Here is a 25,118-nt window from a genome sequence, read left to right as displayed (position 1 = left end):
TACAATGATAAACGATCTCTATATTAAAAATATTAAATAATACTAATCAAAGGGATAATCAATGACTCAATCAAAAAATTTTCTCAATTCATCTTTTTTCTAAGCTTAAAATATAAGAGTTAACGCAATAAAAAATACCCTTATTACTGATAATAAGGGCATTTTTACATTGTTAAGGTCAACACTGAACAATTAATTGGCAAATAACATCTTTATATCTTCTAATAGTTTCCCATTCTCAACATTAACCCTGAATACGCTAAAGTGATCCCAAGTCGGATCAGTTCGGTAATCAATTTTGGTGGTTAAAGCACGTGCTTGTGCCACCAAGGCATTCGTTGCCTGAGGTAATACGATATTGTCACTGCCCCCTTGATAAATAATAATCGGAGTTTTAACCACAGTTTGCAGTGGCTGAGAATCCTTTGCCAGAAATTGCTTTATGATTAGATCATTTTTAAAGCCTTCCTGTTTACGCGAAGAATAACCTTTTAGACTATTTCTATCATTTGCAAGTGCATATTCTGTTACTGGTCCTTCCATAAATGCAGAACCCAACTCAAAAAGACAAAGCTTTTCTGCATTCTCAGCAACAAATTTATCAGTCGGTGACTTAAATATTTTACTGTATACAGGCTCGGTCGGATAAAGACTTTTCATACCCGCAGCCATATAGGATGTTAGCGTATCCAAGATACCATAGCCGAGTGCTTGAGTGAATGACATATCCTCCATTTCCGCTATAGCCATTTCTGACAACTCCTCAATCAATCTTAGATTGTTTGCAGGCGCGGTGGCGACTGCCCCCCTATAATCCATATTGGCACGCGCTGCATACTGTGCCGTAGCTAATGCCGCATGACCACCTTGCGAGTGCCCCAAAACAGCCCATTTATTGGAGGCTTTATTGCCTAACCAACTTTTGGTTGCGACTACAGCATCCGTAACCGAATAGGCTGCACTTTTTACATGCAAAAATGGATGCATCTCGTTACCACTAGGCTCACCCAGACCTTCATAATCGGGGGCAACCACCACATAGCCTGCTTTAACAAAGCTCTCAATCATATTATAAGTAGACTTATCTACACCTAAAATCGAGGTCGTAATTAATAGATTTTTACTTGGTGCACAATCGTCAGCAACACCCGCTGTGCCATGTGCCCAAGCCACAATTGGCCAACCGCCAATAGGCGGTGCAGCTTTTGGAGTAAACACTAGCGCAGTTGCTTGAGTTTCTTTCCCCGTGATGCCCTTCATTTTATAAGTCATCACCACACTTTCTGCAGCATTCGGTGGAAGAGTATTATCTTTAATGACATACGGTTCTGGAGTATTTACCACTGGATTTTGAATATTGTTTACATCTGCATTTACATTAGAAGTTGTGGATGGATTATCCCCCTTGTCATCACTACCACCACAGGCAGTTAGAAATAAACTAGATCCAACCAACATTACTAAGAGTAAATTTAATTTCATTTGATTTATCCTTGCATATTAATAATTTTTATGACTTCAGTGCCAACAAATTTAGTGTGCCAACCCTGATCAATTGATTGCCTTATGTGCAATGGATGTCTATTTTACAAGCACACCACATCGCACAACCCTTAAGAAAATCTGCATTATATTTATACTGAAAATATAAATTTGCAAATGAAATTTAACATTAAAAAGTTTGAAACTATCTTTTACCTAATTAGTTTAAAAATATTTAATTCACAGAAATATTACAGCAATTATATAATCTTATATTTACCAATTTTTTACTTTAAGATGTTATTCTGCTCACAAAATTCTAAAATAATGTGAATTAAAATTATTTTGAAAATATATTTTTGTTCATTTTACTTTAAATAAATTCTTATCAATGTTTATTTTTATTATTTAATTTTCAACCAATTTTAGATGATTCATATCTCGTATTTTTAGTCAATGCATATCAAAAACCAATCCTGATCATGACTAAATCAAAAGCCTATACTGATTTTGATAGAAATAATCAATAACCAGATCCAAACAAAGTTTCTTAAGCCATTTTTTTCTAAGATTAAAATATAGAATTAAATGCTATAAAAAATACCCTTATTACTGATAATAAGGGCATTTTTATATTGTTACGGTCAACACTGAACAATTAATTGGCAAGCAGCGTCTTTATATCTGTTAACAGCTGGCCATTTGCTACATTAGCAGTGTATATACTAAAGTGATCCCAAGTCGGATCAGTTCTATAATCAATCTTTGTAGTTAAAGCACGGGCTTGTGCCACCAAGGCATCTGTTGCCTGTGGTATTACAACATTGTCGCTGCCCCCTTGATAAATAATAATCGGGGTTTTAATCAGACTTTGTAGCGGTTGTGAATCCTTTTCCAAAAATTGCTTTACGATCGGATCATTTTTAAAGCCTTCCTGTTTACGCGAAGAATACCCCTTAAGACTCCCATTAGTCTTAGTCATATAAGCACCTACCTCCCCCAAAAATTGAAAACCCAAGGGGACAAGACAAAGCTTTTCTGCTTTCTCAGCAGTTTTATCAATTGGTGACTTAAATATTTTACTGTATACAGGCTCAGTCGGATAAAGGCTTTTCATCCCCGCCGCCATATAGGACGTTAAGGTATCTAAAACGATATAACCGAATGTTTTAGCGAATGTCCCATCCTCCATGTTCATCAAAGCCATCTCCGACAGTTCCTCAATCAATTTTAGATTATTTGCGGGTGCCAGTGCGACTGCTCCTTTATAATCCATATTGGCACGCGCTGCATATTGTGCTGCACCCAATGCTGCATGACCGCCTTGTGAGTGCCCCGCAACAGCCCACTTATTAGATGCTTTATTGCCTAACCAACTTTTGGTTGCCACCACCGCATCTGTAATCGAATAGGCTTCACTCTTTAAATTTAAAAATGGATGCATCTCCTGCTTACTCGGTTCACCTAGACCTTCATAATCTGGTGCAACCACCACATAGCCTTCTTTAACCAAACTATCGACCATGTTATAGATAGACCTATCTTGTGCACCTAAAAACGAAGTCGTAATTAATTCCTTTGTACTCGGCGCACAATCGTCAGCAACACCTACAGCACCATGTGCCCAAGCCACAATCGGCCAACCACCAGCAGGAGGCGTAGTTTTGGGGGTAAATACCAATGCGGTTGCCTGAGTTTCTGTTCCTTTGATGCCTTGCATTTTATAGGTCATCACCACACTCTCAGCTGCATTTTCTGGACGATTTTTTGGGGAATTTGGCATATATGGTTGGGGTGTATTTACCACTGGATTTTGAATTTTGTTTACATCTACATTGACATTTGGGCTTGTGGATGGAATATCGCTCTTGTCACCACCACCACAGGCAGTCAAAAATAGAAAGGATCCAGCCAATATGACTGAAAGTAAATTTAATTTCATTTTATTCATCCTTGCATATAATATTTTTTAGTATTTTGAATGAATATTTGATAACAAAATTGACTTAACTTAAATCGTCCAAAAGAACTAATTTATTAAAAATTTTTAATAGACTCCTTTCATAAATCACTTTTTACTCAGTTCTAAATTATAAATACCTGCAATCAAATTGAACCTTAAGCCAAGTCTTTCCCCTTTATTTCGATAACACTCTGCAAAGATTTTGAAAGTCTTTAATGTACAAAACACATGCTCAATGCCCTTATTCTTTTATCAATTATATGTTTTTAGCAAAGGATCTAATTCACCGCATTTTTTAGCTTTGGACGGTAAAAGCTTAGTGGTATATATAACAGAAATCCATTGATAACCTTTATCTGCAAGAATGAATGAATTTGTTGGGAATAAATGCAGATTATGCCTGAAAATCTTAAATTTTGCAGAATGAATATTAAACAAAAAGATGAGCGTTTTTTGATTTATGAAAGAGGTTTAATAACCAGACCAAAAACAATGTTCTTAAAAATTGTTTTCTAAAATTTCAACATGCTTCAAGTCCATATAAAAAAGCCCCCTATTTTTCATAATAGGGGGCTTTTAGGTTGATCTATGGTTTTAAAAAGACTTATAAAAAAAGCCTCTTGTTAGGACTAAATACACTCAAAATTTAATTAGCAAGCAGCGTCTTAATATCTTCCATCAACTGTCCGTTTTCAACATTCACAGTGTGTATACTAAAATGATCCCAAGTTGGATCCGTTCTATAATCAATTTTAGTGGTTAAAGCACGCGCCTGTGCTACCAAGGCATCCGTTGCCTGTGGTAACACGATAGTGTCACTGCCCCCCTGATATATAATAATTGGGGTTTTAATCAGACTTTGTAGTGGTTGCGAATCCTTATCTAGAAATTGTCTTACAATTGGATCATTTTTAAAGCCATCCTTTTTACGCGAAGAATAACCTTTTAGGCTAAATTCATTTTCTGCTGCATAATCATCCATTGCTATAAAAAAAGCCAACCCCAAGTCTATAAGACACAACGATTCTGCTTTCTCGGCAATTTTATCTGTTGGTGACTTAAATATTTTGCTGTATAAAGACTCGGTCGGATAAACACTTTTCATACTCGCAGCCATATAAGACGTTAAAGTATCTAACACAGCGTAACCGAGTGCTTGAGCAAGTGACGGCCCCTCCATTTCTGCCAAAGCCATTTCCGACAAAGTTTCAATCATTTCCAGATTATTTGCGGGTGCGGTTGCGACTGCCCCCTTATAATCCATATTGGCACGCGCTGCATATTGTGCCGTACCTAATGCCGCATGGCCACCTTGCGAGTGTCCCAAAACAGCCCATTTATTCGACGCTTTATTACCTAACCAACTTTTGGTTGCCACCACAGCATCTGTAATCGAATAGGCTTCACTTTTTAAATTTAAAAACGGATGTATCTCCTGACCACCAGGCTCTCCTAAACCTTCGTAATCAGGTGCAACCACCACATAACCGTCTTTAACAAAGCTATCAATCATGTTATAGGTAGATTTATCCTCGCCAGTTAAAATAGAATTCGTAATTAATCGATTTTTACTTGGTGCGCATTTGTCGGCAACACCCGCAGCGCCATGTGCCCAAGCCACGATCGGCCAACCTTCTGCGGGTGGTGCAGTTTTAGGGGTAAAAACCAAAGCAGTTGCTTGAGTTTCTTTCCCAGTGATGCCTTGCATTTTATAGGTCATCACCACACTTTCTGCTGCATTTGGTGGAAGTGTAAAACCCTTAACGTCAATGACATACGGTTTTGGTGTATTCACCACTGGATTTTGAATGTTGTTGACATCTGCATTTACATTTGTACTTGTAGATGAATTGCCCCCCTTGTCATCACTGCCGCCACAGGCAGTGAGAAATAGACCAGATCCAAGCAACATTATGGTGAGTAAATTTAATTTCATATCATTCATCCTTGTTTATCTTTTTTCTATCACTTGATTGCTAACAAATCATTTGTTAACACGATCCCCTTAGATCGCTGATCTTTTGCTTGATGACTTTTTAAATTACGTCACAACTGCACAATACTTAAGTTCAGCTTTATTATAATTTAGCCATAAATAAAAATTTAGCAAGTTACATTTGATCTTTAAATGATTTAAAATATTTAAAAAAATTAGGTAATTAGCATCAAAATCACTAAAATAATGCTGTATTTATATAACTTTATACTTGCTTTTAAAGTTATTAATAAGCACTTTATAATTCACATATTATCTAAATTTTGTGAATTATAGCGTTAAGAAAATATGCTTTTGATTGTTATAATTTAAAAAAATCTTAACAATAATCATAAAATATATTTAAGTTTCAACTAATTTAAGATTGTTAATCTTTAGATTTATCAGGGGAAATACATAAAAATTTCGACCAAATACAATTAAATTTAAAGTTAAACCTATCTCAATTTGATATTTCGGCAATAAGCCCCCTCCATCAAAGTCTAAACCAGAAAAATGCCACTTTTACGAGGCTCAATTCAGATTAACCATAGAAAACGCATTTCTTTAAAAAAGATAAGCAGTATTCACTTTGCAAAGAAGAGGATTTAAAAATCAAAAAATGATTCTATTGAATGAATCATATTGGTATTGAAGGTGCCTTCTCCCTTTACGGAAGAAGGCTAGGATGAGGGGGCTTTTAGGTTGATCTATGTTTTAAAAAAGACTTATAAAAGAAGCCTCTTGTAAGGACTAAACACACTCAAAATTTAATTAGCAAGCAAGGTCTTAATATCTTCTAGCAGTTGTCCATTATCAACATTGGCCGTAAATGAACCAGTGTGATCCCAACTCGAATTGGTTCTATAATCAATTTTGGTGGTTAAAGCTCGTGCCTGTGCCACCAAGGCATCAGTCGCCTGTGGTAATACAACAGTGTCTTTACCGCCCTGATAAATAATAATCGGCGTTTTAACGAGTGTTTGTAAGGGCTGTGAATCTGTACCCAAAAATTGTCTTACGATTGGATCATTCTTATAGCCCTCTTTTTTACGCGGATAATCTTTAAGACTCCCGTTCTTAATATTATAAACAGTCATCGGTAGTGCAAAAGCAGCCCCCATTCCTGCAAGACATTCTCTTTCTGCTTTCTCAGCAATTTTATCAGTAGGTGTTTTAAATATAATACTGTATACAGCCTCAGTTGGATTTACCGCCTTTATACCCGCTGCCATATAAGCCGTTAAAGTATCGAGTGCAGCATAACCGCCGATCTGAATTAACCCATCTGCATCCGCTAAAGCCATTTCCGACAGGTTTTCGATCAATTCCAGATTATTTGCCGGTGCCATTGCAACTGCACCCTTATAATCCATATTGGCACGGGCTGCATACTGCGCTGCACCTAATGCTGCATGACCGCCTTGCGAGATTCCAGCAACCGCCCATTTATTGGATGCTTTATTGCCCAACCAACTTTTGGTTGCCACCACCGCATCTGTAATCGAATAAGCTTCACTTTTTAAATTTAAAAACGGATGGATCTCCTTCTCGCTCGGTTCACCCATACCCTCATAATCTGGCGCAACCACCACATAACCTGCCTTAACAAAGTCATCAACCATTTTTTGAGTATGCACATCGGCTATAGGCACAAATAATTTATTTTTACTCGGTGCACACTTGTCAGCAACACCAGTCGTTCCATGTGCCCAAGCCACAATTGGCCAACCTCCAGCAGGCGGTGCAGTCTTAGGGGTAAAGACCAATGCGGTTGCCTGAGTTTCTTGTCCTGTGATGCCTTTCATTTTATAAGTCATCACCACACTCTCATCCGCATTGGGTGGAAGAACATCATTTTTAATATTATAAGGTACTGGTGTATTGACCACTGGATTTTGAATATTGTTCACATCTACATCTGAGCTTGTCGATAAATGATCACTATTGTCGTCATCACCACCACATGCAGTTAGAAATAGCGTAGATCCAGTCAATAACACTGAAAGTAATTTTAATTTCATATAATTCTTCCTTTTTATCATTTTTTCTATCAGTTCAGCAGGGTCAACCCATCGTTTGCCAGCGCTGATCCAATAGATCACTCATCTTAGTTTAATGTTTATGTTGTTATTACTTCATAATACCTGGCGATATTTAAGCTAGGCTTTATTACAATTAAGACATAAATATAAATTTAGCAAATGAGATTTAATCTTTAAAACATATTAAATTATCTCATCAATCCAACTTTTTTATTTATCAATCAACTGAATTTAATGTGGTTTTTATACACCAATCAGCATAAATTAATTTCATAACACTCAATTTTTAATATATTTTTCACAGTTTTAACGATGAATAGATTCTTATCAATGATTTATTTTATTATTTAAATTTCAATCAATTTTTAATCATTGGTTTTAAGTATTCTAAAGATAATTCACATTAAAAAACTGATTCTGCCTGTGATTTAAGCAAAAGCCTGTACTTATCTTAATTTTAGATGGGTTTCATTTGTATTTAGCGTCTAAAAAAGCTAGTTTAATAAGGCGCTCTTTCTTATCTATTTGTTGAGGAACAAAGGTATGCAAGCAATCATTCTAGATACTGAAACTCATACACTCAATGGATTGCCCATTGAAATTGCTTATGCACCGATTCAAATTCAAGAAGGGAAATTAAGCTTAGATCGGGAACAAATGTTCGATCAACTTTATAGTATTGGCAATGAAAAAATTTCCTTTGGCTCAATGGCAGTTCACCATATCTTAGAGTCCGATCTTGTGGGGCAACCTAATTTTTCCAGCTTTGAACTTCCTCAGCACACCCAGTATATCATTGGGCATAATATCGATTATGATATTCGCGCAATCCAACAATGTGGCGTAGATACTGCTCATATCAAAGCCATTTGTACGCTGGCACTTGCTCGTCTTGTTTGGCCTGATGCTGAAGCACACAATATATCAGCACTGATTTATATGATCAGTAAAGGTAGTGAGAAAGCACGTGAAATGTTAAAAGGTGCACATCGTGCAGATGCCGATATTATTTTAACTGCAAATATTCTCATGCATATTGTTTATCAACTGAAAATTCAAACCATTGAAGAATTATATGAAGCCTCAGAAGATGCGCGTATCCCGCGCAGTATTAACTTTGGTAAGCATCGTGGGACAGCGATTGCAGAATTACCTAAAGACTATGTGCAATGGTTGCTTCGTCAAGATGAGCTTGACCCTTATTTACGCAAAGCTTTAGAGAATGCAAACATCGTCACACTTTAAACTGATGATTTGTAACAATAAAGTCATATTAGTGTAATTTTCATTCTTTACTCTAGGGTCAATTTATTGGGGAATAATTTGACTCATGGATCACTATTTTAAAACTGATTTGGGAATTCAGACTTTAAAACACCGCTCAATTCAACTCACTGCTCGCCAAAGACAATTACTACTTCTTATCGGTACAGATGATTTTAAAATTTTGAATAGTGCACTAAAGCAGCGGCTTGCAACACCAGAACTTATTCAACAGTTAGAAGAGCTTGGTCTAATTTTTCAGAATCAAATGAATGGTGCGCCTCAAGTTAAGTCAAAAATAACATCAGAATCGTCCAAGATTGAACAATCAAATCAGCGCACCCCTTCAAATCTGACAACTGAAATTGGCTTTAAACCATCGCCTAAAGCAGTTGAAAATCCAGCAATTATTAGCGATACACAGCTCAGTCAAAATACAAAATCAGCAGGTCCAAACCCCATCCAGCAAAGCGTTAGCACGGTCACATCTATACAAGTAGCGCATGCCGAAACCACGCCTGAACTGAATTATATAAATTTTGATGACATCAAATACAAAATGTCTACCCTGCTACAAACGCATTGCGGCTTGATGACCAAACAATTGGTCATGCAAATACAGCAGGCAAAATCAATTCGAGATATTAAATTTTGTCAAATGCAGTGGATTACCGCACTTCAAGAAAGTCGAATCTCTCCCCAAGAATTAAATCAAACCATGCAACAAATTAATTATTCACTCCAACATCTACAATCATCTTAAAGCAACCCTAAATATTTATTTCAATTTACCCACTTAGAATGACAAATGAAGTGCTTTAAAGTCATTCTGAGTCTTTTTATTTAAGGGTATTTTTGATTTATTCTCGAATATCAAAACTTTAAAGCCCAATAAGCTACCGCCAATAAATCAAAGTTTTATGTATATAAAGATGATTTAAAAGCACAATATTATCCCAACTTTGCAATTTTAAATGAGAGAAATACAGATCAATTTTTAAACCGACTTAAGCGTATTCTCATACATTCATATCTCTTTACAAAATCACATTGTCTGTTTTACGAGCATTCTGTAGAATCATGAGCACGCCAATGATTTAAAACAATTAGACAATTATGACTCAATACCTTACAAAATCGACCAACCAAACAGCTTTAGAACTTTCAAATTTTTACCAAACGTTTGAACAATGTTTAAATGCTGTATCCAATATTAAATATCAAAAAGATTTACGTATCAAAAGCGATCCTATTTCATCTCAACATATTTTGGTTGAAAGCTATTCTCAAGGGACGCTCAAAGAGAAGTTTAAAATTGAAAAAAATGCAATTGAGCATGCAAACAAAAATCGTTTGGCCTTATATCATCTTGTTGCCGTCACACTCGATCATTTTAAAGCTGCTTAATATTCACACAACCTTTTAAACTGATTAAAAATAAAACGTGTTGGGCTTTTTAACCCAACACGTTTTTAATTGATGATAACAATTAGCTGACTTGTTCAATTACACGATAAATACTGTCACTTTCTTTGCTTTCAAAAAGCAACTCTATACTTGGTAAGATCTTCTCGCCATCAACAACGATATGATCAATTTTTTGGAACAATGATAAATTATCTGTGTCTTCATGCTCTTGCAGCTTATTTAACCAAGCCATCGCATTCAGCTCATTACTATATTGATCCTTGACCCTTACTGTAATCATTTCAGTCATTTTTCTGTCCTCTTTTTTATATACTGTTTTCTTATAGCATGCGCCAAAATAAAAATTAGCTTAAAGTTGTTAGATTTTATGGCAATGTTAAAAATTAGCTACATTACTATTTTTTTTATTTATAAAATAGAGAGTTACTTTGAATACTTTGTGTAAATACAGCTTCAATCAATTATTTCATGACGTTTCAAAAAATCAGAAAAAGAAAAGCTCGCATTTCTGCGAGCTTTTTATGTTGGAAAGCTAGTGCTTATTTTTTATTTGAACTGGAGTCACAAATTCAATAAGCCGTCATTGATCTGTCCAACTACTTCGTAGCGTCTTATCGACCTACTGTAGTTTTAATATAGTCAGATGCGCTTTGATCTGCAAGATACAGTAACATTATTGAACGATATCACAGCAATTTTGAAATTGAATATTTTTTTAATTGGTAGATAATAGATAAGTTTGATTGACTATAATTTAATATCTATCAACCTGAAAAAATCTAAATAACACTAAACAAAACTAGCCAGTAAAAATTATTTTATAAAAAAACGTATAAACCTACCACGCTAGATTACCTATTACATTGATTATCATTAAGATTTATATATCATTAAATCTCTTTTCATAAATCAAAAAGCGATCATGTTGAGTGAATTATATTGGTATTGATAGCCCCCCTTTCCCACTATTTATCTAAACACATTTTCTCGATTTCACTTTTATTGCTGTAATTCAAGCGGTTTTTTAAACACTTACAATATTGTCTAGACTGCGTGTACTTTAAATTTTCAGGAATATGTATACCGAAACATTCCGTCTCAATATGCCCTTTTTGTGATAAAGGGAGCTCTGCTTTACTGAGCAAAATACCAAGACCAAATGCAATAAGCATGGCAAAAAAGATTAAACCTTTATAATGGATGATTTGCTTGACCATGAGTGGCTAAATTTATAGAACATGATGAAGCTAATCCTAGCTTAAACTTTCCTGATTTTTATGTTTATTTTTAAAAATAATTGAATAACACATAAGGGAGTTAACATGCGCTGATCTTTTAAAGCAAAATAAATATACAGGTCTGTCAGCTAAATTTTTTCAACAGCTTATGCAACTTTTGAGCGCGACTCATTTTATTCTATATGATTGCTTAAAAACTTTAATCATCAAACAAATATAGCACATGGAATAATCATGAAAAATAGAAGCAATGATCATTTTCATTTTAACGTATTATTTTTATTCTCTAAAAGCACTAGAAATATCAAATAAATCTTACGGCTCAGTAAAGTATTTATAAATAGAGAAAATTAATCTCTATTTATTTTTTGCTATGGGTAATTTAGTTGAATATTCAGTATCATGCTTATCTAAATATTCACGAATTAATTGACGAACAACTTGAGATGGCTTTAAATCCTGACGACTACATAATTCTTCAAAAGCTTGTTTTTTATTTGGATCAATCAAAATTGTTAATCTTGCTGTTTTATTTTCCATACCATATTTCCTTAAATTTGTTAGCTATAGAATTGTAATAATATTTACAAGATTTTCAATGAATTTTTTTATCTCACAATAATCTTAGCTTAATGCATGACTTTGAATTTAAATTATTTATTTTGTTTAATTCCTAATTTTATCAATAAATCTATTATAAATTATGGTGAATATTTTTTGAATATTTTGATTTTATAATCAAAAATCACCCAACAGGCTATCACAACAGCGCTGATGCAATAGCCAAAACATTGATGCTTATGAGAAATCTAATTCTTTTTCAAAAACTCTGAGTTCGTGTCGTGCCATCGCTAAATTAGATTTTTGGCGATCTAATACTAGATATAAAAATAAGCTACTGTTTTTATCCAGTGGCCTCAATAAGTGATACTGCTTTCCTAATGTAATTAAAATATCATCAATCGTGTCGCGTAATTTTAACGCTTCTGCCGTTTTCATTTTCGCTTTTAAAACCTCCGTATTTCCAGCGGCAGCAAGTTCCAAATCAATTCCTGTTCCATATGAAGCCAATGATAAGCCACTTGTACTATCAACAAGTGCCGCAGCAGTGAATCCGTCAATTTCTGATAAAGGTGTTAAGTCAATTTTAGCCATTTATATATGCCTTTTATTAAGTAAAAATAATATGAGTCGCTTTTAAAACATCCTCATGTTTAAAAAGTATCATAAAATTATAATATAATATTATTTTATGATAATAATTTGTAACTTTTTTTTAATTTAAACAAACAGTTAGATCACTATTACTCTATAATTAAAATATTTTATTTAATCTAAAAAACACTTATTACGTTTAAGTTCTGCATAAAAAACATGAATTTAAGCATAAATAAATCACTTATTTTTTTTATAAAAAAAGCACATAAAATTAAAATAAAGAATAAAATAATTTAAATACAAATATTTAGACTAAAACTCTAATTTACAGCAAAATTAACAAGAAAATATTTTAAAACTTTATTATTTATTCATATACGATATCTATTAAGGTATTTATTATATTTCTTTTCATTTATATATTTAGCATGACCTGCCATCAACCTTATTTCCATATTAAAAAATAAGATGCTTAAAATATAGACGATGTATGCTATATCATTGTACCCCCTGAGGAACGATCTCTACAATTCCTCTTTCAAACTTGGTTTTTAGACGCCCTCTAGCAGAATATTATTTACAAGATGATTTGATGATTTATTTTAGAATTAACCAAGATCAGAGCATCTTTTTAGTTCTAAACAATGCTTCATCTATAAGGGCAAAGAAATAGAACACCAAACTCTATCAGACTTTAAAAACCTGGTTAACCCATGAATATCAGGTCTTTTTTGTTAAGCCATCAACCAAATTTTATAAAATTCCTGAATATCCGACTCTAAAAACTCATCACAGTCACTGTCGTATACAAATGTTTTTTGTTCTAATAAATATTCAGCTTGATGTTCCATCAAATATTTCTTTAAAAAGTTTTTAAATTCATTGGCACGCTCAGGAAAAATATGCTCTCCATCATAAAAAATCATCATAATTACCTCTATAAAATCACAAAGCCTCGCCTACAGTTTACATAAAAATGCTAATTAACTCAAACTAAACAATATTAAAGTGAAATATATCACGTTATTTTGGTGTTTTATTATCACCAGATTTCATATAGCGTGCTTAACAAGCTATTTATTTTTAAGCTATGAAATTGCCTAAATTATGCTTATTAATTAAAATGCTGAATTGATTCATTCAAGGTTATTTTTTATAATTTTAAAATAAATCAATGATATAAAAATTCAACACACAATAACTCAAATATGCAAATCATTCTTATTCTATTCAATTTTTTTAATATCCTATCAGTAGTGATCTTAATTTTAACGATATTAAAAAGTTGAAATAAGTGTATATTAGGTAAAACACAAGCTAGTCGATAGAGCTAACATGAAATTTGAGATAACAACAGAAATTTTGATCAATGCACCCATTGATATCGTTTGGAAAACCCTAACAAATTTTGAAGATTATAAAAATTGGAATCCGTTTATCATTGATGTTACAGGAGAAATCCATAAAGGTGGCAAAATCAATGTCACCATACAAAATGATGCGACAAGTAAAATGTCTTTTAAAGCAGTTGTACTTGAAAATCAAAAAAATAAACAATTTAGTTGGCGCGGAAAATTATTGGTGAAGGGCGTATTTGATGGGGAACATAAATTTAGATTAGAACAAATAACTCCGGTTCAAACAAGATTGATCCATAGTGAAGCCTTTAGTGGAATTTTAGTAAAACCGTTTCTTAAGAACTTACAGACAAAAACCCAGCCCGGTTTTCAACGAATGAATAATGCGCTTAAAGTAAGATTAGAGAATCAATAGAATTATTCAGCTGACAAATCGGCTTTAAGTAAAACCAGCATCAATTCCTCTCTATACTTGGAATCAATATAGCTTGGTCTCATCTTGCATAAAGCCCCATAAGATTAATAAAACCATCGCAACAACTCATATTTTAGGAGGATCCTATTGGAGATTGAGTTTGACCGTTTAAGCAATGTGAGCAAGTCTGAAATTATTGAATTAAATACAAATGAACGTGTCCTTAAGCAAATGCCTTTAGCCAAGGGCGTTATTTTTGATGAAGATCAATGTAATGCTTGGGTTAATGAAAAAGAAAGCCTATGGATGAACCATGGTTATGGTCCATGGGCATTTATTGTTGATGGCCAATTTGCAGGCTGGGGAGGTTTACAATATGAGCATGGAGATGCTGACTTGGCTTTAGTGCTACACCCTCAATATTGGGGAATGGGTAAACAAATTTTTAATAAAATTATAAACAAGGCATTTAACGAGATGGGCTTTGATTCGATCACAATTTTATTACCGCCAACACGGAAAAAGTTAACAGGGATCTATTCACTCGGATTTAAATTGGATGGTGAGGTCATCATAAGTAATGAACATTTTTTCAGGTATCGACTCAATAAAACGTCTATCGAAAGAACCGAGTAAGTACTACCCTAAAATACTTAGGTGGGGCTTTCTAAAAGCTTCTTAGCATGAATGATCATAAATCAGATAACCTTTCTTCTGACCTTATCACATCAAGTATTGAAATCATGCTGGTTACGATTTCCAAGACACTGCTTATTTTGCTTTGTTGATTTTTTCTTTAGACAAAATGAATAAATCTTCATTTAGATGAGCAAATCTTTCTGCTAACCATTCATGGGTATCATTGAGCGCTTGATTATAAAAATGATGTCCAAATTCATCTACAATAAAATCAAATAAAAACTGTGCTGGAAAGTTTCCAAGGTCTAACTCTAGTTCCTTTAAGGCATATTTTTTCAATGAGCTAATTAATTGTTCACGCGTAAACTCATCAAATGTAATTATTTGCTTCTTAGCCATAGTCTTACTTTCTGAAAATAACAAAGAATCATTACAATACTTATTTAGAATTTATTCAATCTTATCGCGTCTTATTATGTCGTACATCTTGAGTTTTCTCTGGCTATGCTTTAACACCTACGCAACCAATTACAAAAATTACCCAAATAGCAATAAATAAAGTAGTTTTAAGATAAACATAATTTTTAGAATTTTGTAGGAGGCAATAAATTAAAAAATATTCTCAGCATAGTAATAACAGATCAAAAAAACTTTTTTAATAAAAAACTTAAAATAATCTTATAAATATTTAAAATTATACCAATTTAATAAATTTAGCAATTACTAATACATATAATTTTTTATAAAAGCGATTAAAATCTTTTGGAAACTATTTCAACTCACTTTAAAGTGTTCTCCCTTGAAAGGCCGGATCTTCTTCTACAAAAAAAACCTCATCAGTACCAATTAAAGCCCATTGATATGTTCCAAATATTCTGCTTAATTCCTGATTGAATGAATTAAATAGTTTGACTAGATTAAATGACTCATCATATTCTCCCACATATTGTGTAATTGGAAATTGTCGAAATTCTTCATACATTTTATGTACAGTTACTTTTTTAATCATCATTTTAACTCCTAAGTAAATTGAAAGAAGTTCCCTTCTTTCAATTTACACTTAACTCAATAAAAGCCTAGATGCTATTTTTTTTGCTCTGGGGTTTCTTCAACTTTCTTTGGCTGTGCTTGGGATGGATTGCTTTGATTGCTATCAGGTTGTTTATTCTGATCTTTATTTGCCTGTTGCTGCTGAGGCGCTTGTGATTGATTGCCTTGATTAGCATCAGGTTGTTTATTCTGATTGCTACTTAGTTGCTTGGTAAAATTTGACATAGTAATATCTCTTTTTTGTCATTCATATTAATGACTCATTCAAGATGCGCCTTTATTAAATAAATAGATAGTATTAACACGTATCAAGATATATTTACCACAACAACACCATTGGTTTATATCAGTTATTTAAATTATATAATTACATATATATTTTTTAATTCCACATCCAAAAAATTTAAATTCAAAAAATAAAACATATATAAAGAAAATTAATCCACCCCACCTATTTAATCATTAAAATCAATACTTATAATATATCACACTTTACTTATATTAATATTTCTTAGGCTCCTATTGATAGATATACTTATATATTCTTAAAAATATATAGTAAAACCGTTTAATTACTCATACATATTTAAAAGAATAATTTGAACAGCATACCGATAGAATCTACTAACCATTCTTCCTTTTATTCTTCACCCACGCCATTTCTATAAGATTTAAATCAGGGCTGTAAAGTGGTAACCATAATATATGATGCTCATGTTGCTCTAATAATTCTTGAGTATCTGACCTTTTATGAAATGTCACATTATCCATCACAACAATACTCTGCTTCGGCAATTCTGGGTTAAAAAATTCCTTAACCCAAAAATGAAATACATCTGAATTCACTTTGCAATCAAATAGTCCAACTCCAAATAAGCCAATTTGATATATTGCACCAATTGTATTGGTTTGATTCTTAACTATCAATTATATGATCCATAACAAGGTGTTCCCCGTTTAGAGTAGCCATAAGGTCGTTGTTCATGTGATTTAAAGCCACTTTCATCCAGATAAACGATAGGATGCTTGTGCTTTAACTCATCCAGAGTCTTTAAGTATTGTTCTCTGATCTCAGGTTTTGCTTGCGGATGAAGTGAGGTCTTTTTTTTAACGGTAATCCCTAGGCGGCTTAATGTATCGCCAATGGAAGAAACTCCACAGCCAAAACGTGCTGCACGTTCATATTGATAATCATCAGTATATTGTTCAACATCTGCCCTAGAGCGTCATCATCTATTTTTGATGGTCTACGTGGTCAAGCTCTTTTAATCTCTATACTTTTTCCCAACTTAAAATTGTATTCTTATCAATTTCAAATTGAGTGGCAACGGCTCGAATAGAATTTCCTTCCTCAAGTTTAGCTAAAACTTTTCGTCTAAAATGTTCTGAATAAATCATTTATCTAGCATCTTACATTTTTAACAGTTTGACTATAGATGGTTATCCTCCCGTTGGGCGAGGGGTACGCAAAGGTATTTAAACTTTCAAAGCAAAATATGGCAATGAAAGCTTTTTTATAATCAAACACTCATTTTTTCATGTAATTGTATGAATAATTAGATGGTTTGATTATAGTTTTCTTCATCTTTAAAAATTGCTTCAATTGATAAGCCAAATAATTTAGAAATTTTAAATGCCAAAGGCAGACTAGGATCATAACGTTCTTTTTCAATTGCATTAATTGTCTGCCGCGAAACACCCAAATATTCTGCTAATTGCTGCTGAGACCAGCCTTGTTTCGTTCTTAATTCAGATAAGATATTTTTCATCGATAACGCCAGCTCCCAATTGCAATACCAACACCCCACAATGTTGCCATTAAAGGCCATACAAAAAACATAGAAAGATGTGGAAAGCCAATATTTTCAAGAAATCCATAGCTAAATGTAATGAGTGCGGTACCTACGAATGCGAGCGCAAAAGCTTGTAATTGGATGTGTTGTTGCATTTCATCTAAGCGCGCTAATTGTCTAAGTACACTCCAACCCACCAAAATACAGGGAATTATCGGCAATAATGTCACAAAAATTTGTGTTGAATAGAGGATATCGTCATTCTTTAAATAATTTAATGAACAAATAAGCACAACAATATAAAGCAGTATTGATGCACTAAACTCAATCAGAGATCTATATTTTTTCATAAGGCACCTGTGTAAAGTAAACTTTACATAAATTTAGCTCAAATACCACGCAGTGTAAAGCATGCTTTACATGTTATTTTTGTTTTGCCTTAGAGATTGATCTCACAACCCTCTTACAATTGTCATTTTTTCACAGCATTTATCTACTCTTTAATTTTAAATTTCTAAAGCTAACTGATTTAAAAGCATAAAAAAAACCTAGTAAGCATGAAGCAAACTAGGCTATAAACTTTGAATCTCTTTTCGTTGGTAGCGGGAGCTGGATTTGAACCAACGACCTTCGGGTTATGAGCCCGACGAGCTACCAGACTGCTCCATCCCGCATCAACGAAGCACCTTTATACGCCTTAAAGACAAGGAATACAACCTTTATTCTATATATGTTTAAAAGAATTATTGATGGGCATCCAGAACACGCTAAAAGCATTCATTGTTGACTGATTATCGTATGCTCTTTTAACTTCAAAACACAACGGTTTAACCTTTTACTTAAGATTAAAAACCTAATATTTCGATAGCGATCTATTATACTTTTACCCTCATCAAGGCATCTTTAGCTCTTACCCAAATAACAATTTAATTAAACCAGTCATTGATATAGCATTAGAAAGCCCACTAAAAAGTGGGCTTATTTTTTGGAGGCGCATGAATGATGTGTGAGTCGCACAACAATTCAATAAAAAGTATATCAGCCTTTATTTATTAATTAAATTAAACTATGTAACAAAAATTAGCCAAAGCGTGCTGCAATACAATGTTCAAATAAACAGCGAAGATTTGCCTTAGTCTCTATATAAATTTAAGCAATTAAAAAACCACCCGTAGGTGGCTCGATTTAAATCATAGGTTCCAAAATCTTATAAATTTTACCATTCTTGCTGCTTTCAAAAAGCATTTCGAAGTTAGGACGCAAAAGTTCATTTTCAACAATAATATATTTGATACGTTCATGAGTTTTATTTGGATTTATCACAACATCATCTAATGTTGCCTCAACTGCGTAACACTTTCCAAATTGATCCTTTACATTTATGTCGAGTTTATTCATAAAAAACACCTTAAAAATTAAATAAAAACAGCTAAAACTGTTAACCAAAACATTCAATGATTATTAAATTTATGCTTGTACATCAAACGCAATTCAATATACTGCAAAAACAGTAAATTATTATAAAAATTTTTATTTACTTACATTTTAAGTGCTTATCAAAAAGATTGCTTCTTGATACTACTCAGGTTTTTTTAGGATCTATTGCTTTTATCTCCTTTAAATCATCAAGATGAAGATCAAAAATACTTTCAATCATTTTTACTTTGGATTCACTGGTATCCTCAGACGTTTCAATCAAGTATTTTTTTGTTTGTTGGGTAAATTGAAAATAGTCTTCATAATTCACTGTTCCATTTTTTATCAGAAAACCGACTAAATTTCCGATGAGTAATCTTGTGACATGGTCACCCTCTAAGGTTGCCTCAACCAGCTTCCCAGCTAAAATTAATTTTTTCATCACATTACCATCCTTTGTATCGTTCACTTAATTTAACAAATTCATTTTTACTTGTCATATCAATAAAAATATTCATTGCTTAAGTTCGTTCAGATGTACGCTAGCTTTTGGCCTCTATCATTGCAAATGCATCACTATTGATACTTCAGCAATCACACCCATTTACTTGAATACAATTAAACAATCCCCTCCTTCTATACTTGCAAAGCTGCTTTAAAAACCAATGTCTACTCTAGTATGTAGACCAATCATCAGCCTCAAATCGGATTTATTCTAAACTTACGCTGATCTAATAAAAAAGCCCTACATTTCTGTAAGGCTTTACCTTAATTTTGCGCTGACTAAGGATTTTTGTTATTTATTATTAGTAAAATAACAATTTAAATTTACTTTAAAATTAAATTATCGTCAACCCTTTCATTTTCTGTATAAAAAAATACCCACCGATAGAGTAAGTGGGTATATAAACTTGTGATATATGTTTAGATAAACTTAATTTACAGAACATAAGTCTCACTTTCAATACCATTCATCGGCTATTTGATTTCACAAAAACACAAATATAAGAATTTATTCACTCAATGATCGAGACTTCATATGCTCACAGATAAAGCCCTCTATAAAAACAATAAAAAACACCAGCCAATACTACGCACAAAGAAGGACAAAAAATTAAATCGTACATAATTGATTTTAAATATTTTTTAATTAAACCATTTGAAAGTATGGCATAAAACTGAAATATGCTAGATTCTATTTGATGATTCAAATTATTGTAATTTATCAAACACATTGAAAGAAAAAGACCCTATACATTTATCTCGACTATTTTACTGCGTTTTTATTATTAAAGAACAGATGTATAGTATCTGTGACCATTGGAGAGAGTGGTCTATAGACAATAAAGAAAGGCCCTACTAACCTGCATGATGCGGGTTTCTTTTTATTTATTGATCTAGAAATAGCACAGTAGCCACACAGTCCCCCGCATAAAAAGACGAGATTTACACAGCAATTGATTAGATGTGCTTAAATTTTTGCTGATAGACGAATGATGGATCTTTTAAATAGGTCCAGTGTTTTAATAAGAATATAAAAAAAGTTATAGAAATAATTGAAATGTATAAATATGAATTAAGATAAAAATTTAGAGTTAAAAAAAGCACGATATCGTGCTTTTTTTACAACTTACTCTGAATTATAGCGGAGTAATGTTTACAGCGTTAGGACCTTTAGGACCTTGAGTGATACTGAATTCAACTTGTTGACCTTCAGCAAGAGTTTTAAAGCCAGAGTTAGCGATTTCGCTGAAATGAGCAAAAACGTCTGGACCTGATTCTTGTTGAATGAAACCGAAACCTTTAGTTTCGTTGAACCATTTAACTGTACCTTTAACAACATTTGAGTTTGACATAATCAATCCTACTGAGATTTAAAAATTTTAAGTCATTTTATGACTAGTGATAACGTCGAAAATAATAAAGAATTGAACTTAAAATCTGAATAAAACGAAGGATTATGACTAAAACTGCGATACTTAGAGAAGATTTACCAAAACATGACTTTTTTCTAGTTGGCTTTACTTTACAGGAAAAAAATAAATAATCAAGCCTTCTTATACATATTTAACTTTATTATGGATAAAGAATGGCTTATCTATTTAGAACAGCTCTCATGTGAGAGCTTTCTCAAATAACTTACTTTTTTCGATCATTGATAGAAAGCCAATTAGCTTTCTATTTCAGAAGAAAAAAATACCAATGTTCCATACATCAATTTTTCTTATGCTTATTTTAGGGTTACTTTTTAAATGGCCAGCGGAGTTGAGCCAAATATTGGTTGGGTATTTGACTACGCACACCAACTTGATCATCTTTAATTTTTTGATTTTCATAGTAAAAACTCCCAAACAGAATATCCCAAAATATAAACACTTCTCCAAAATTCTTACGACCAAATCCATGTTTATGATGGATGCGATGGACTTCAGCTACAGCAAAAATATATTTGAACGGACCAACACGATAATCAATATTTGCATGTTGAAAAAACAAATGCACGGCCATAAATATCATCCAACACCCTATCAGCACACTTGGAGCACCCAAAAGCGCTAAGATGATCAAACTAGGTCCAGCAAGTACGATTGCACTCAGTGGATGCCTCTTTTCAGCATTTAACCAATATAAACGGCGTGATTGATGGTGAATCGCATGTAATTTCCATAAAAATCGATACTTGTGGCTTAGGTAATGCATGAACCATAGTCCAAAATCAATCACCACAGCAACAATCAATATCTGCCAAAATACCGAAATATGGTCGGGCCATAATCGTGGAATAAATCGGAAAAGATCAAACCATTCGATAATTTTTGAGACAGAAACGATCAAAAATAAATTAAAAATTGCATGGATGATATCTGTAACAAAATCTTGATGTGTATCCAACCATTTTTCTTGATAAGGCAAATAATACTCAACCCATGCAATCACTACGCCACTTAGCAAGATGAATAATATTGAACTTGACCAATACGGAACTTGCCCTGAGACGATGAACATCATCATCCATACGGTTAACAGCATACAAAGCGGATAAAATAAATATCGCAGAGATATTTTAACAAAAGCGCTCATTTATAACTCCAATCAACAGAATACGTTTTAGGAGTATGCTGACTGGCTGGATATAAAAATTGAACGAAACCGCTATATCTCTTATAGCTTTTAATCTGACAGAAGTAATATTGGCATTTGCTCAATGGATGGAATAAATTTTAATAGTGAAGGTTGAATGCCAAACATTTGTTTGCAGGTTCGACTAAAATGCGCCTGATCAGAAAAATGAGAGTGATGAGCGATGCTGGTTAAATTAATATTCTGATCTATAGCTTGTAAGCTTTGTAATAAGCGTAACCATTTCCGATAACTACGATAAGAAATACCAAAATTGTCACTAAACCAATGACTAAAACGGCTTTCTGAAAGATTGAATTGTGAGGCGATTTGTTTAAGTGTCAAATTCTGTTGATGATTGAGAATAAGAAATTTTGCAAAACGCTCTTCTCTAACTGACTGAGCTTTGAAATTAGATTCACTGCAATAACTTAAAAGCTTTTGAAAAGATTCAAACGTTTGATTTTGCTCTATAAAATATGCTCTAAGAATAGATACCAAACTTTCAGGCAATATCGTAATCGGTGAGTCTTGTTTTAGGTAAGCTTGTAAATAATGCTGAATGACATCAGCAAGAAAATGTGTTTGATCAATATAGATCGAACAGTAAGTCCCTGGTTGCAAATGATGTAAAGTATTTGCTGCGATATAGACCCCACTACTCCATATACAATAATCATCAGCAATAACTTGAATACGCTCTCCCTGTTGTTTTGCAAAGCTTAACTGATGTGCGTGATGACGATGTGGAGAGTTATCACCAACAGCTCCCTCAAAATAGCCAATGCCATATCCAATTGCTATTCTGCCCATCCAATATTTAGCAGGTAAGTTATATAGATTAGATTGAGCCATAGAATACTTAAGCTAAAAGTGAAAACTCATTAAATAACACTATTCTACTTATCTTCAAATACCCAGCATAAATAAGCAGATTGATTGAGTGCGCTTTTTATATCTTTGCTATTCTAAAACGTTTGAATTCAATCCAATAAATTTTAAGCATAAAAAAACCTAGTAAGCATGAAGCAAACTAGGCTATAAACTTTGAATCTTTTTTCGTTGGTAGCGGGAGCTGGATTTGAACCAACGACCTTCGGGTTATGAGCCCGACGAGCTACCAGACTGCTCCATCCCGCATCAACGAAGTGACTTTATACGCCTTAAAGGCAAGTAATACAACCTTTATTCAATATATATACCTAAAAGATCCACTTAATTATCCTATTCACACAAAATTTATACTTTATGCATTGTTTCCAAGTGTGCTTAGATAAATACAGAAACAGAAAATTTGTGAGTGATTAGATTGAATCTCTTTCGCTAAATCCACAACATCATATTAAACACCAAACATCGCTAATCTCTATGCCATGATCCAAGTTGCTAAATAACAAAATATCCTTAAGCACCTATCAACATAAGATCAGTAGCATGATAGGAAATTTATTTTCAATATATTTCAACACATCAAAACTCATAAAAGCCCACCTTTTGATGAGCTTTTAGATCCATTTGTATTTACTTATACACCCATACCCCAGAAGGGATATTACCAAATAAATGTATAAGCAAAGTAAGAACAATAAACATAGAAAAGAAGAATGCGATGTTTATAGATTTAGATATCATGTAATCACCCTTATTTTATTGTTGTTGCTTTTTTATACACTAATAACGTGAAATTTTCAATCATCAACATGAATATAAATAAATCACTTTAAAATCTAAGACTCTATAATGAGCATAAATAGTAAAACATTTTATGATAATTACATCTACTCTCTTCCTTATAAATACCTCTTACCTTATAAATATCTTTTAGAGCATTATAGTTTAACTATATATAGCAATTTTTGGCGTAAAAAAGACGCTTTAAGCGCCTCACCATAAACTTCATTATTTACAACCTATTTCAACTTATATTGCTTAATCATCTACTCAATCTCAAAAAAATGCTTTTCTGTGACTATTTTTATCTTTATCTCTTTATAATATCTAATCATTGGGTCATTTGCATCTTTGCTGATTTCATCTAAAAACTTATTCTCTTTCATTAACTTAGAATAAGTTTTATAACCTATAATTAATCTTTGTGGATCCTTGATTTCTTTAAAATCATCAATTTGCTTATTGAGTTCTTTTAGATTAATACCCATGTTGGCTGCCCTCAATTGTTTTATTCAATATAGCACTCATTTATGACATTTTTTTGGCGAATTAAGAAAAATTAAGCGATCAAAAATGCCTCATATCTTTGTAAGGCATTCTTCAATATTTTGCTATATCTTTCATCAATCCTTAAAACATCGGTGACTTAACTCTAGTCACTACATAAACTTATGATTCAGTGATAAATAAGGGATGATTCGCTTTATAAATCGCTAATTTTTTTATTTCATTTTCCAAATAATCTGCTGGTTCTTCTTTCCATGTCGCTTTTCCACTATCAAAATCTGAGTTACTTAAAGTCCAAGAAGAAATCAAACTGTAAACAAATGTATTATCAGCAAAAATTAATTTTGTTTTATCACTCTTATCACTTGTAAACACTTTATGTGTAGGTAAGGACCCAAATATACCCACGTGGGTATACAAATATGTAAAGGTTTCATTCATCGTAATGATTACTCTTGTCGTTAATCACTATACTACCGCATTCAGCTCTATTTTATGAACTTTGAGCAAAATTCTAAATCCTTAACCGCTTAAGGATTTTATTAAAAAATAGTCCACTAAGGCTATGCTATAAATAATTTAAACACTAAGGCAAAA

The 25,118-nt window shown here is 32.9% G+C and carries 26 protein-coding genes, 2 tRNA genes and 2 pseudogenes; 5 read left to right on the top strand and 25 right to left on the bottom strand.

Going from position 1 to position 25,118, the window contains the following annotated elements; genetic code table 11:
- Positions 1-192: 192 nt before the first annotated feature.
- From FHR28_RS20505 to FHR28_RS20490, 5 genes and pseudogenes are all read right to left on the bottom strand, one after another.
- Positions 193-1,482, bottom strand: a complete 1,290-nt coding sequence (locus FHR28_RS20505; protein ID WP_166783430.1) for an alpha/beta hydrolase — start codon at positions 1,480-1,482, stop codon at positions 193-195.
- A 658-nt stretch (positions 1,483-2,140) separates the two neighbouring features.
- A complete protein-coding gene (locus FHR28_RS20500) occupies positions 2,141-3,424 on the bottom strand; it encodes an alpha/beta hydrolase (RefSeq protein ID WP_166783429.1) in 1,284 nt (427 codons plus the stop codon).
- Positions 3,425-3,550: 126 nt separating this feature from the next.
- Positions 3,551-3,661: pseudogene (locus tag FHR28_RS21990) on the bottom strand (IS5/IS1182 family transposase); the annotation flags it as partial.
- 430 nt (positions 3,662-4,091) lie between these two features.
- Positions 4,092-5,381, bottom strand: coding sequence for a serine aminopeptidase domain-containing protein (locus FHR28_RS20495; protein ID WP_166783428.1), 1,290 nt, complete (start codon positions 5,379-5,381; stop codon positions 4,092-4,094).
- A gap of 809 nt (positions 5,382-6,190) precedes the next feature.
- Complete coding sequence (locus FHR28_RS20490; protein WP_105714516.1) at positions 6,191-7,444, bottom strand: lipase family protein; 1,254 nt, start codon at positions 7,442-7,444, stop codon at positions 6,191-6,193.
- Between the two features lie 564 nt (positions 7,445-8,008).
- On the opposite strand from FHR28_RS20490, the gene FHR28_RS20485 reads away from it, so the two are divergent.
- The 3 genes from FHR28_RS20485 to FHR28_RS20475 all read left to right on the top strand — a co-directional run bounded on the left by FHR28_RS20485 (position 8,009) and on the right by FHR28_RS20475 (position 10,135).
- On the top strand, positions 8,009-8,710 hold the full coding sequence (locus tag FHR28_RS20485; RefSeq protein WP_004721962.1) for a DUF3820 family protein: 702 nt from the start codon (positions 8,009-8,011) through the stop codon (positions 8,708-8,710).
- A gap of 85 nt (positions 8,711-8,795) precedes the next feature.
- Positions 8,796-9,491: a hypothetical protein gene (locus FHR28_RS20480; RefSeq protein WP_166783427.1), complete on the top strand. Its 696-nt coding sequence runs from the start codon at positions 8,796-8,798 to the stop codon at positions 9,489-9,491.
- A 353-nt stretch (positions 9,492-9,844) separates the two neighbouring features.
- Entirely contained in the window at positions 9,845-10,135 is a 291-nt protein-coding gene (locus FHR28_RS20475) for a hypothetical protein (protein ID WP_166783426.1), read from the top strand.
- A gap of 82 nt (positions 10,136-10,217) precedes the next feature.
- On the opposite strand, the gene FHR28_RS20470 is transcribed toward FHR28_RS20475, so the two are convergent.
- From FHR28_RS20470 to FHR28_RS20450, 4 genes are all read right to left on the bottom strand, one after another.
- Positions 10,218-10,445 (bottom strand): hypothetical protein, encoded by a 228-nt coding sequence (locus tag FHR28_RS20470; protein WP_004721965.1) that lies wholly within the window; start codon positions 10,443-10,445, stop codon positions 10,218-10,220.
- Between the two features lie 1,306 nt (positions 10,446-11,751).
- A complete protein-coding gene (locus tag FHR28_RS20460; protein ID WP_166783424.1) occupies positions 11,752-11,934 on the bottom strand; it encodes a CopG family transcriptional regulator in 183 nt (60 codons plus the stop codon).
- A gap of 258 nt (positions 11,935-12,192) precedes the next feature.
- Positions 12,193-12,549, bottom strand: a complete 357-nt coding sequence (locus FHR28_RS20455) for a hypothetical protein (RefSeq protein ID WP_004721968.1) — start codon at positions 12,547-12,549, stop codon at positions 12,193-12,195.
- Positions 12,550-13,286: 737 nt separating this feature from the next.
- A complete protein-coding gene (locus tag FHR28_RS20450; protein WP_004721972.1) occupies positions 13,287-13,481 on the bottom strand; it encodes a hypothetical protein in 195 nt (64 codons plus the stop codon).
- A gap of 406 nt (positions 13,482-13,887) precedes the next feature.
- Here FHR28_RS20450 and FHR28_RS20445 point away from each other — a divergent pair, with 406 nt between their 5' ends.
- Both FHR28_RS20445 and FHR28_RS20440 read left to right on the top strand, forming a co-directional pair.
- On the top strand, positions 13,888-14,325 hold the full coding sequence (locus FHR28_RS20445) for an SRPBCC domain-containing protein (RefSeq protein ID WP_166783423.1): 438 nt from the start codon (positions 13,888-13,890) through the stop codon (positions 14,323-14,325).
- Between the two features lie 147 nt (positions 14,326-14,472).
- On the top strand, positions 14,473-14,961 hold the full coding sequence (locus FHR28_RS20440) for a GNAT family N-acetyltransferase (RefSeq protein WP_004721975.1): 489 nt from the start codon (positions 14,473-14,475) through the stop codon (positions 14,959-14,961).
- Between the two features lie 135 nt (positions 14,962-15,096).
- Here FHR28_RS20440 and FHR28_RS20435 read toward each other — a convergent pair whose 3' ends face one another.
- The 16 genes and pseudogenes from FHR28_RS20435 to FHR28_RS20360 all read right to left on the bottom strand — a co-directional run bounded on the left by FHR28_RS20435 (position 15,097) and on the right by FHR28_RS20360 (position 24,962).
- Positions 15,097-15,363, bottom strand: coding sequence for a DUF2164 domain-containing protein (locus tag FHR28_RS20435; protein ID WP_004721976.1), 267 nt, complete (start codon positions 15,361-15,363; stop codon positions 15,097-15,099).
- Positions 15,364-15,748: 385 nt separating this feature from the next.
- Complete coding sequence (locus tag FHR28_RS20430) at positions 15,749-15,976, bottom strand: hypothetical protein (RefSeq protein WP_154131068.1); 228 nt, start codon at positions 15,974-15,976, stop codon at positions 15,749-15,751.
- Between the two features lie 71 nt (positions 15,977-16,047).
- The gene (locus tag FHR28_RS20425; RefSeq protein ID WP_166783422.1) at positions 16,048-16,239 is read right to left on the bottom strand and encodes a hypothetical protein; all 192 of its coding nucleotides are present in this window, start codon (positions 16,237-16,239) and stop codon (positions 16,048-16,050) included.
- A 399-nt stretch (positions 16,240-16,638) separates the two neighbouring features.
- On the bottom strand, positions 16,639-16,941 hold the full coding sequence (locus FHR28_RS20420) for a transposase (protein ID WP_146113223.1): 303 nt from the start codon (positions 16,939-16,941) through the stop codon (positions 16,639-16,641).
- Positions 16,942-17,065: 124 nt separating this feature from the next.
- Positions 17,066-17,412: pseudogene (locus FHR28_RS22095) on the bottom strand (IS630 transposase-related protein).
- Between the two features lie 158 nt (positions 17,413-17,570).
- A complete protein-coding gene (locus tag FHR28_RS20410) occupies positions 17,571-17,783 on the bottom strand; it encodes a helix-turn-helix transcriptional regulator (RefSeq protein WP_004721981.1) in 213 nt (70 codons plus the stop codon).
- Positions 17,780-18,157 carry a hypothetical protein gene (locus tag FHR28_RS20405; protein ID WP_166783421.1) on the bottom strand — a complete coding sequence of 126 codons (378 nt, stop codon included), beginning with the start codon at positions 18,155-18,157 and terminating at the stop codon, positions 17,780-17,782. The genes FHR28_RS20410 and FHR28_RS20405 overlap by 4 nt, the downstream gene beginning before the upstream one ends.
- Before the next feature lie 247 nt (positions 18,158-18,404).
- Positions 18,405-18,481: transfer RNA gene (locus tag FHR28_RS20400), tRNA-Met, on the bottom strand.
- Positions 18,482-18,992: 511 nt separating this feature from the next.
- Complete coding sequence (locus FHR28_RS20395; protein WP_004721987.1) at positions 18,993-19,205, bottom strand: hypothetical protein; 213 nt, start codon at positions 19,203-19,205, stop codon at positions 18,993-18,995.
- 184 nt (positions 19,206-19,389) lie between these two features.
- On the bottom strand, positions 19,390-19,665 hold the full coding sequence (locus FHR28_RS20390; RefSeq protein WP_105714801.1) for a hypothetical protein: 276 nt from the start codon (positions 19,663-19,665) through the stop codon (positions 19,390-19,392).
- A 1,198-nt stretch (positions 19,666-20,863) separates the two neighbouring features.
- A complete protein-coding gene (locus FHR28_RS20385; RefSeq protein WP_004721990.1) occupies positions 20,864-21,079 on the bottom strand; it encodes a cold-shock protein in 216 nt (71 codons plus the stop codon).
- Positions 21,080-21,464: 385 nt separating this feature from the next.
- Entirely contained in the window at positions 21,465-22,304 is an 840-nt protein-coding gene (locus tag FHR28_RS20380) for a sterol desaturase family protein (RefSeq protein WP_166783420.1), read from the bottom strand.
- A gap of 90 nt (positions 22,305-22,394) precedes the next feature.
- Positions 22,395-23,198, bottom strand: coding sequence for a helix-turn-helix transcriptional regulator (locus tag FHR28_RS20375; protein WP_166783419.1), 804 nt, complete (start codon positions 23,196-23,198; stop codon positions 22,395-22,397).
- Positions 23,199-23,406: 208 nt separating this feature from the next.
- Positions 23,407-23,483: transfer RNA gene (locus FHR28_RS20370), tRNA-Met, on the bottom strand.
- A 797-nt stretch (positions 23,484-24,280) separates the two neighbouring features.
- A complete protein-coding gene (locus tag FHR28_RS20365; RefSeq protein WP_166783418.1) occupies positions 24,281-24,502 on the bottom strand; it encodes a hypothetical protein in 222 nt (73 codons plus the stop codon).
- Positions 24,503-24,683: 181 nt separating this feature from the next.
- Complete coding sequence (locus FHR28_RS20360) at positions 24,684-24,962, bottom strand: hypothetical protein (protein ID WP_004721995.1); 279 nt, start codon at positions 24,960-24,962, stop codon at positions 24,684-24,686.
- Between the last annotated feature and the right edge of the window lie 156 nt (positions 24,963-25,118).

Source organism: Acinetobacter sp. BIGb0196, assembly GCF_011759595.1.
GTDB classification, from domain to species: Bacteria; Pseudomonadota; Gammaproteobacteria; order Pseudomonadales; family Moraxellaceae; genus Acinetobacter; species Acinetobacter guillouiae.
This window is presented reverse-complemented; position numbering and strand designations above follow the sequence as displayed.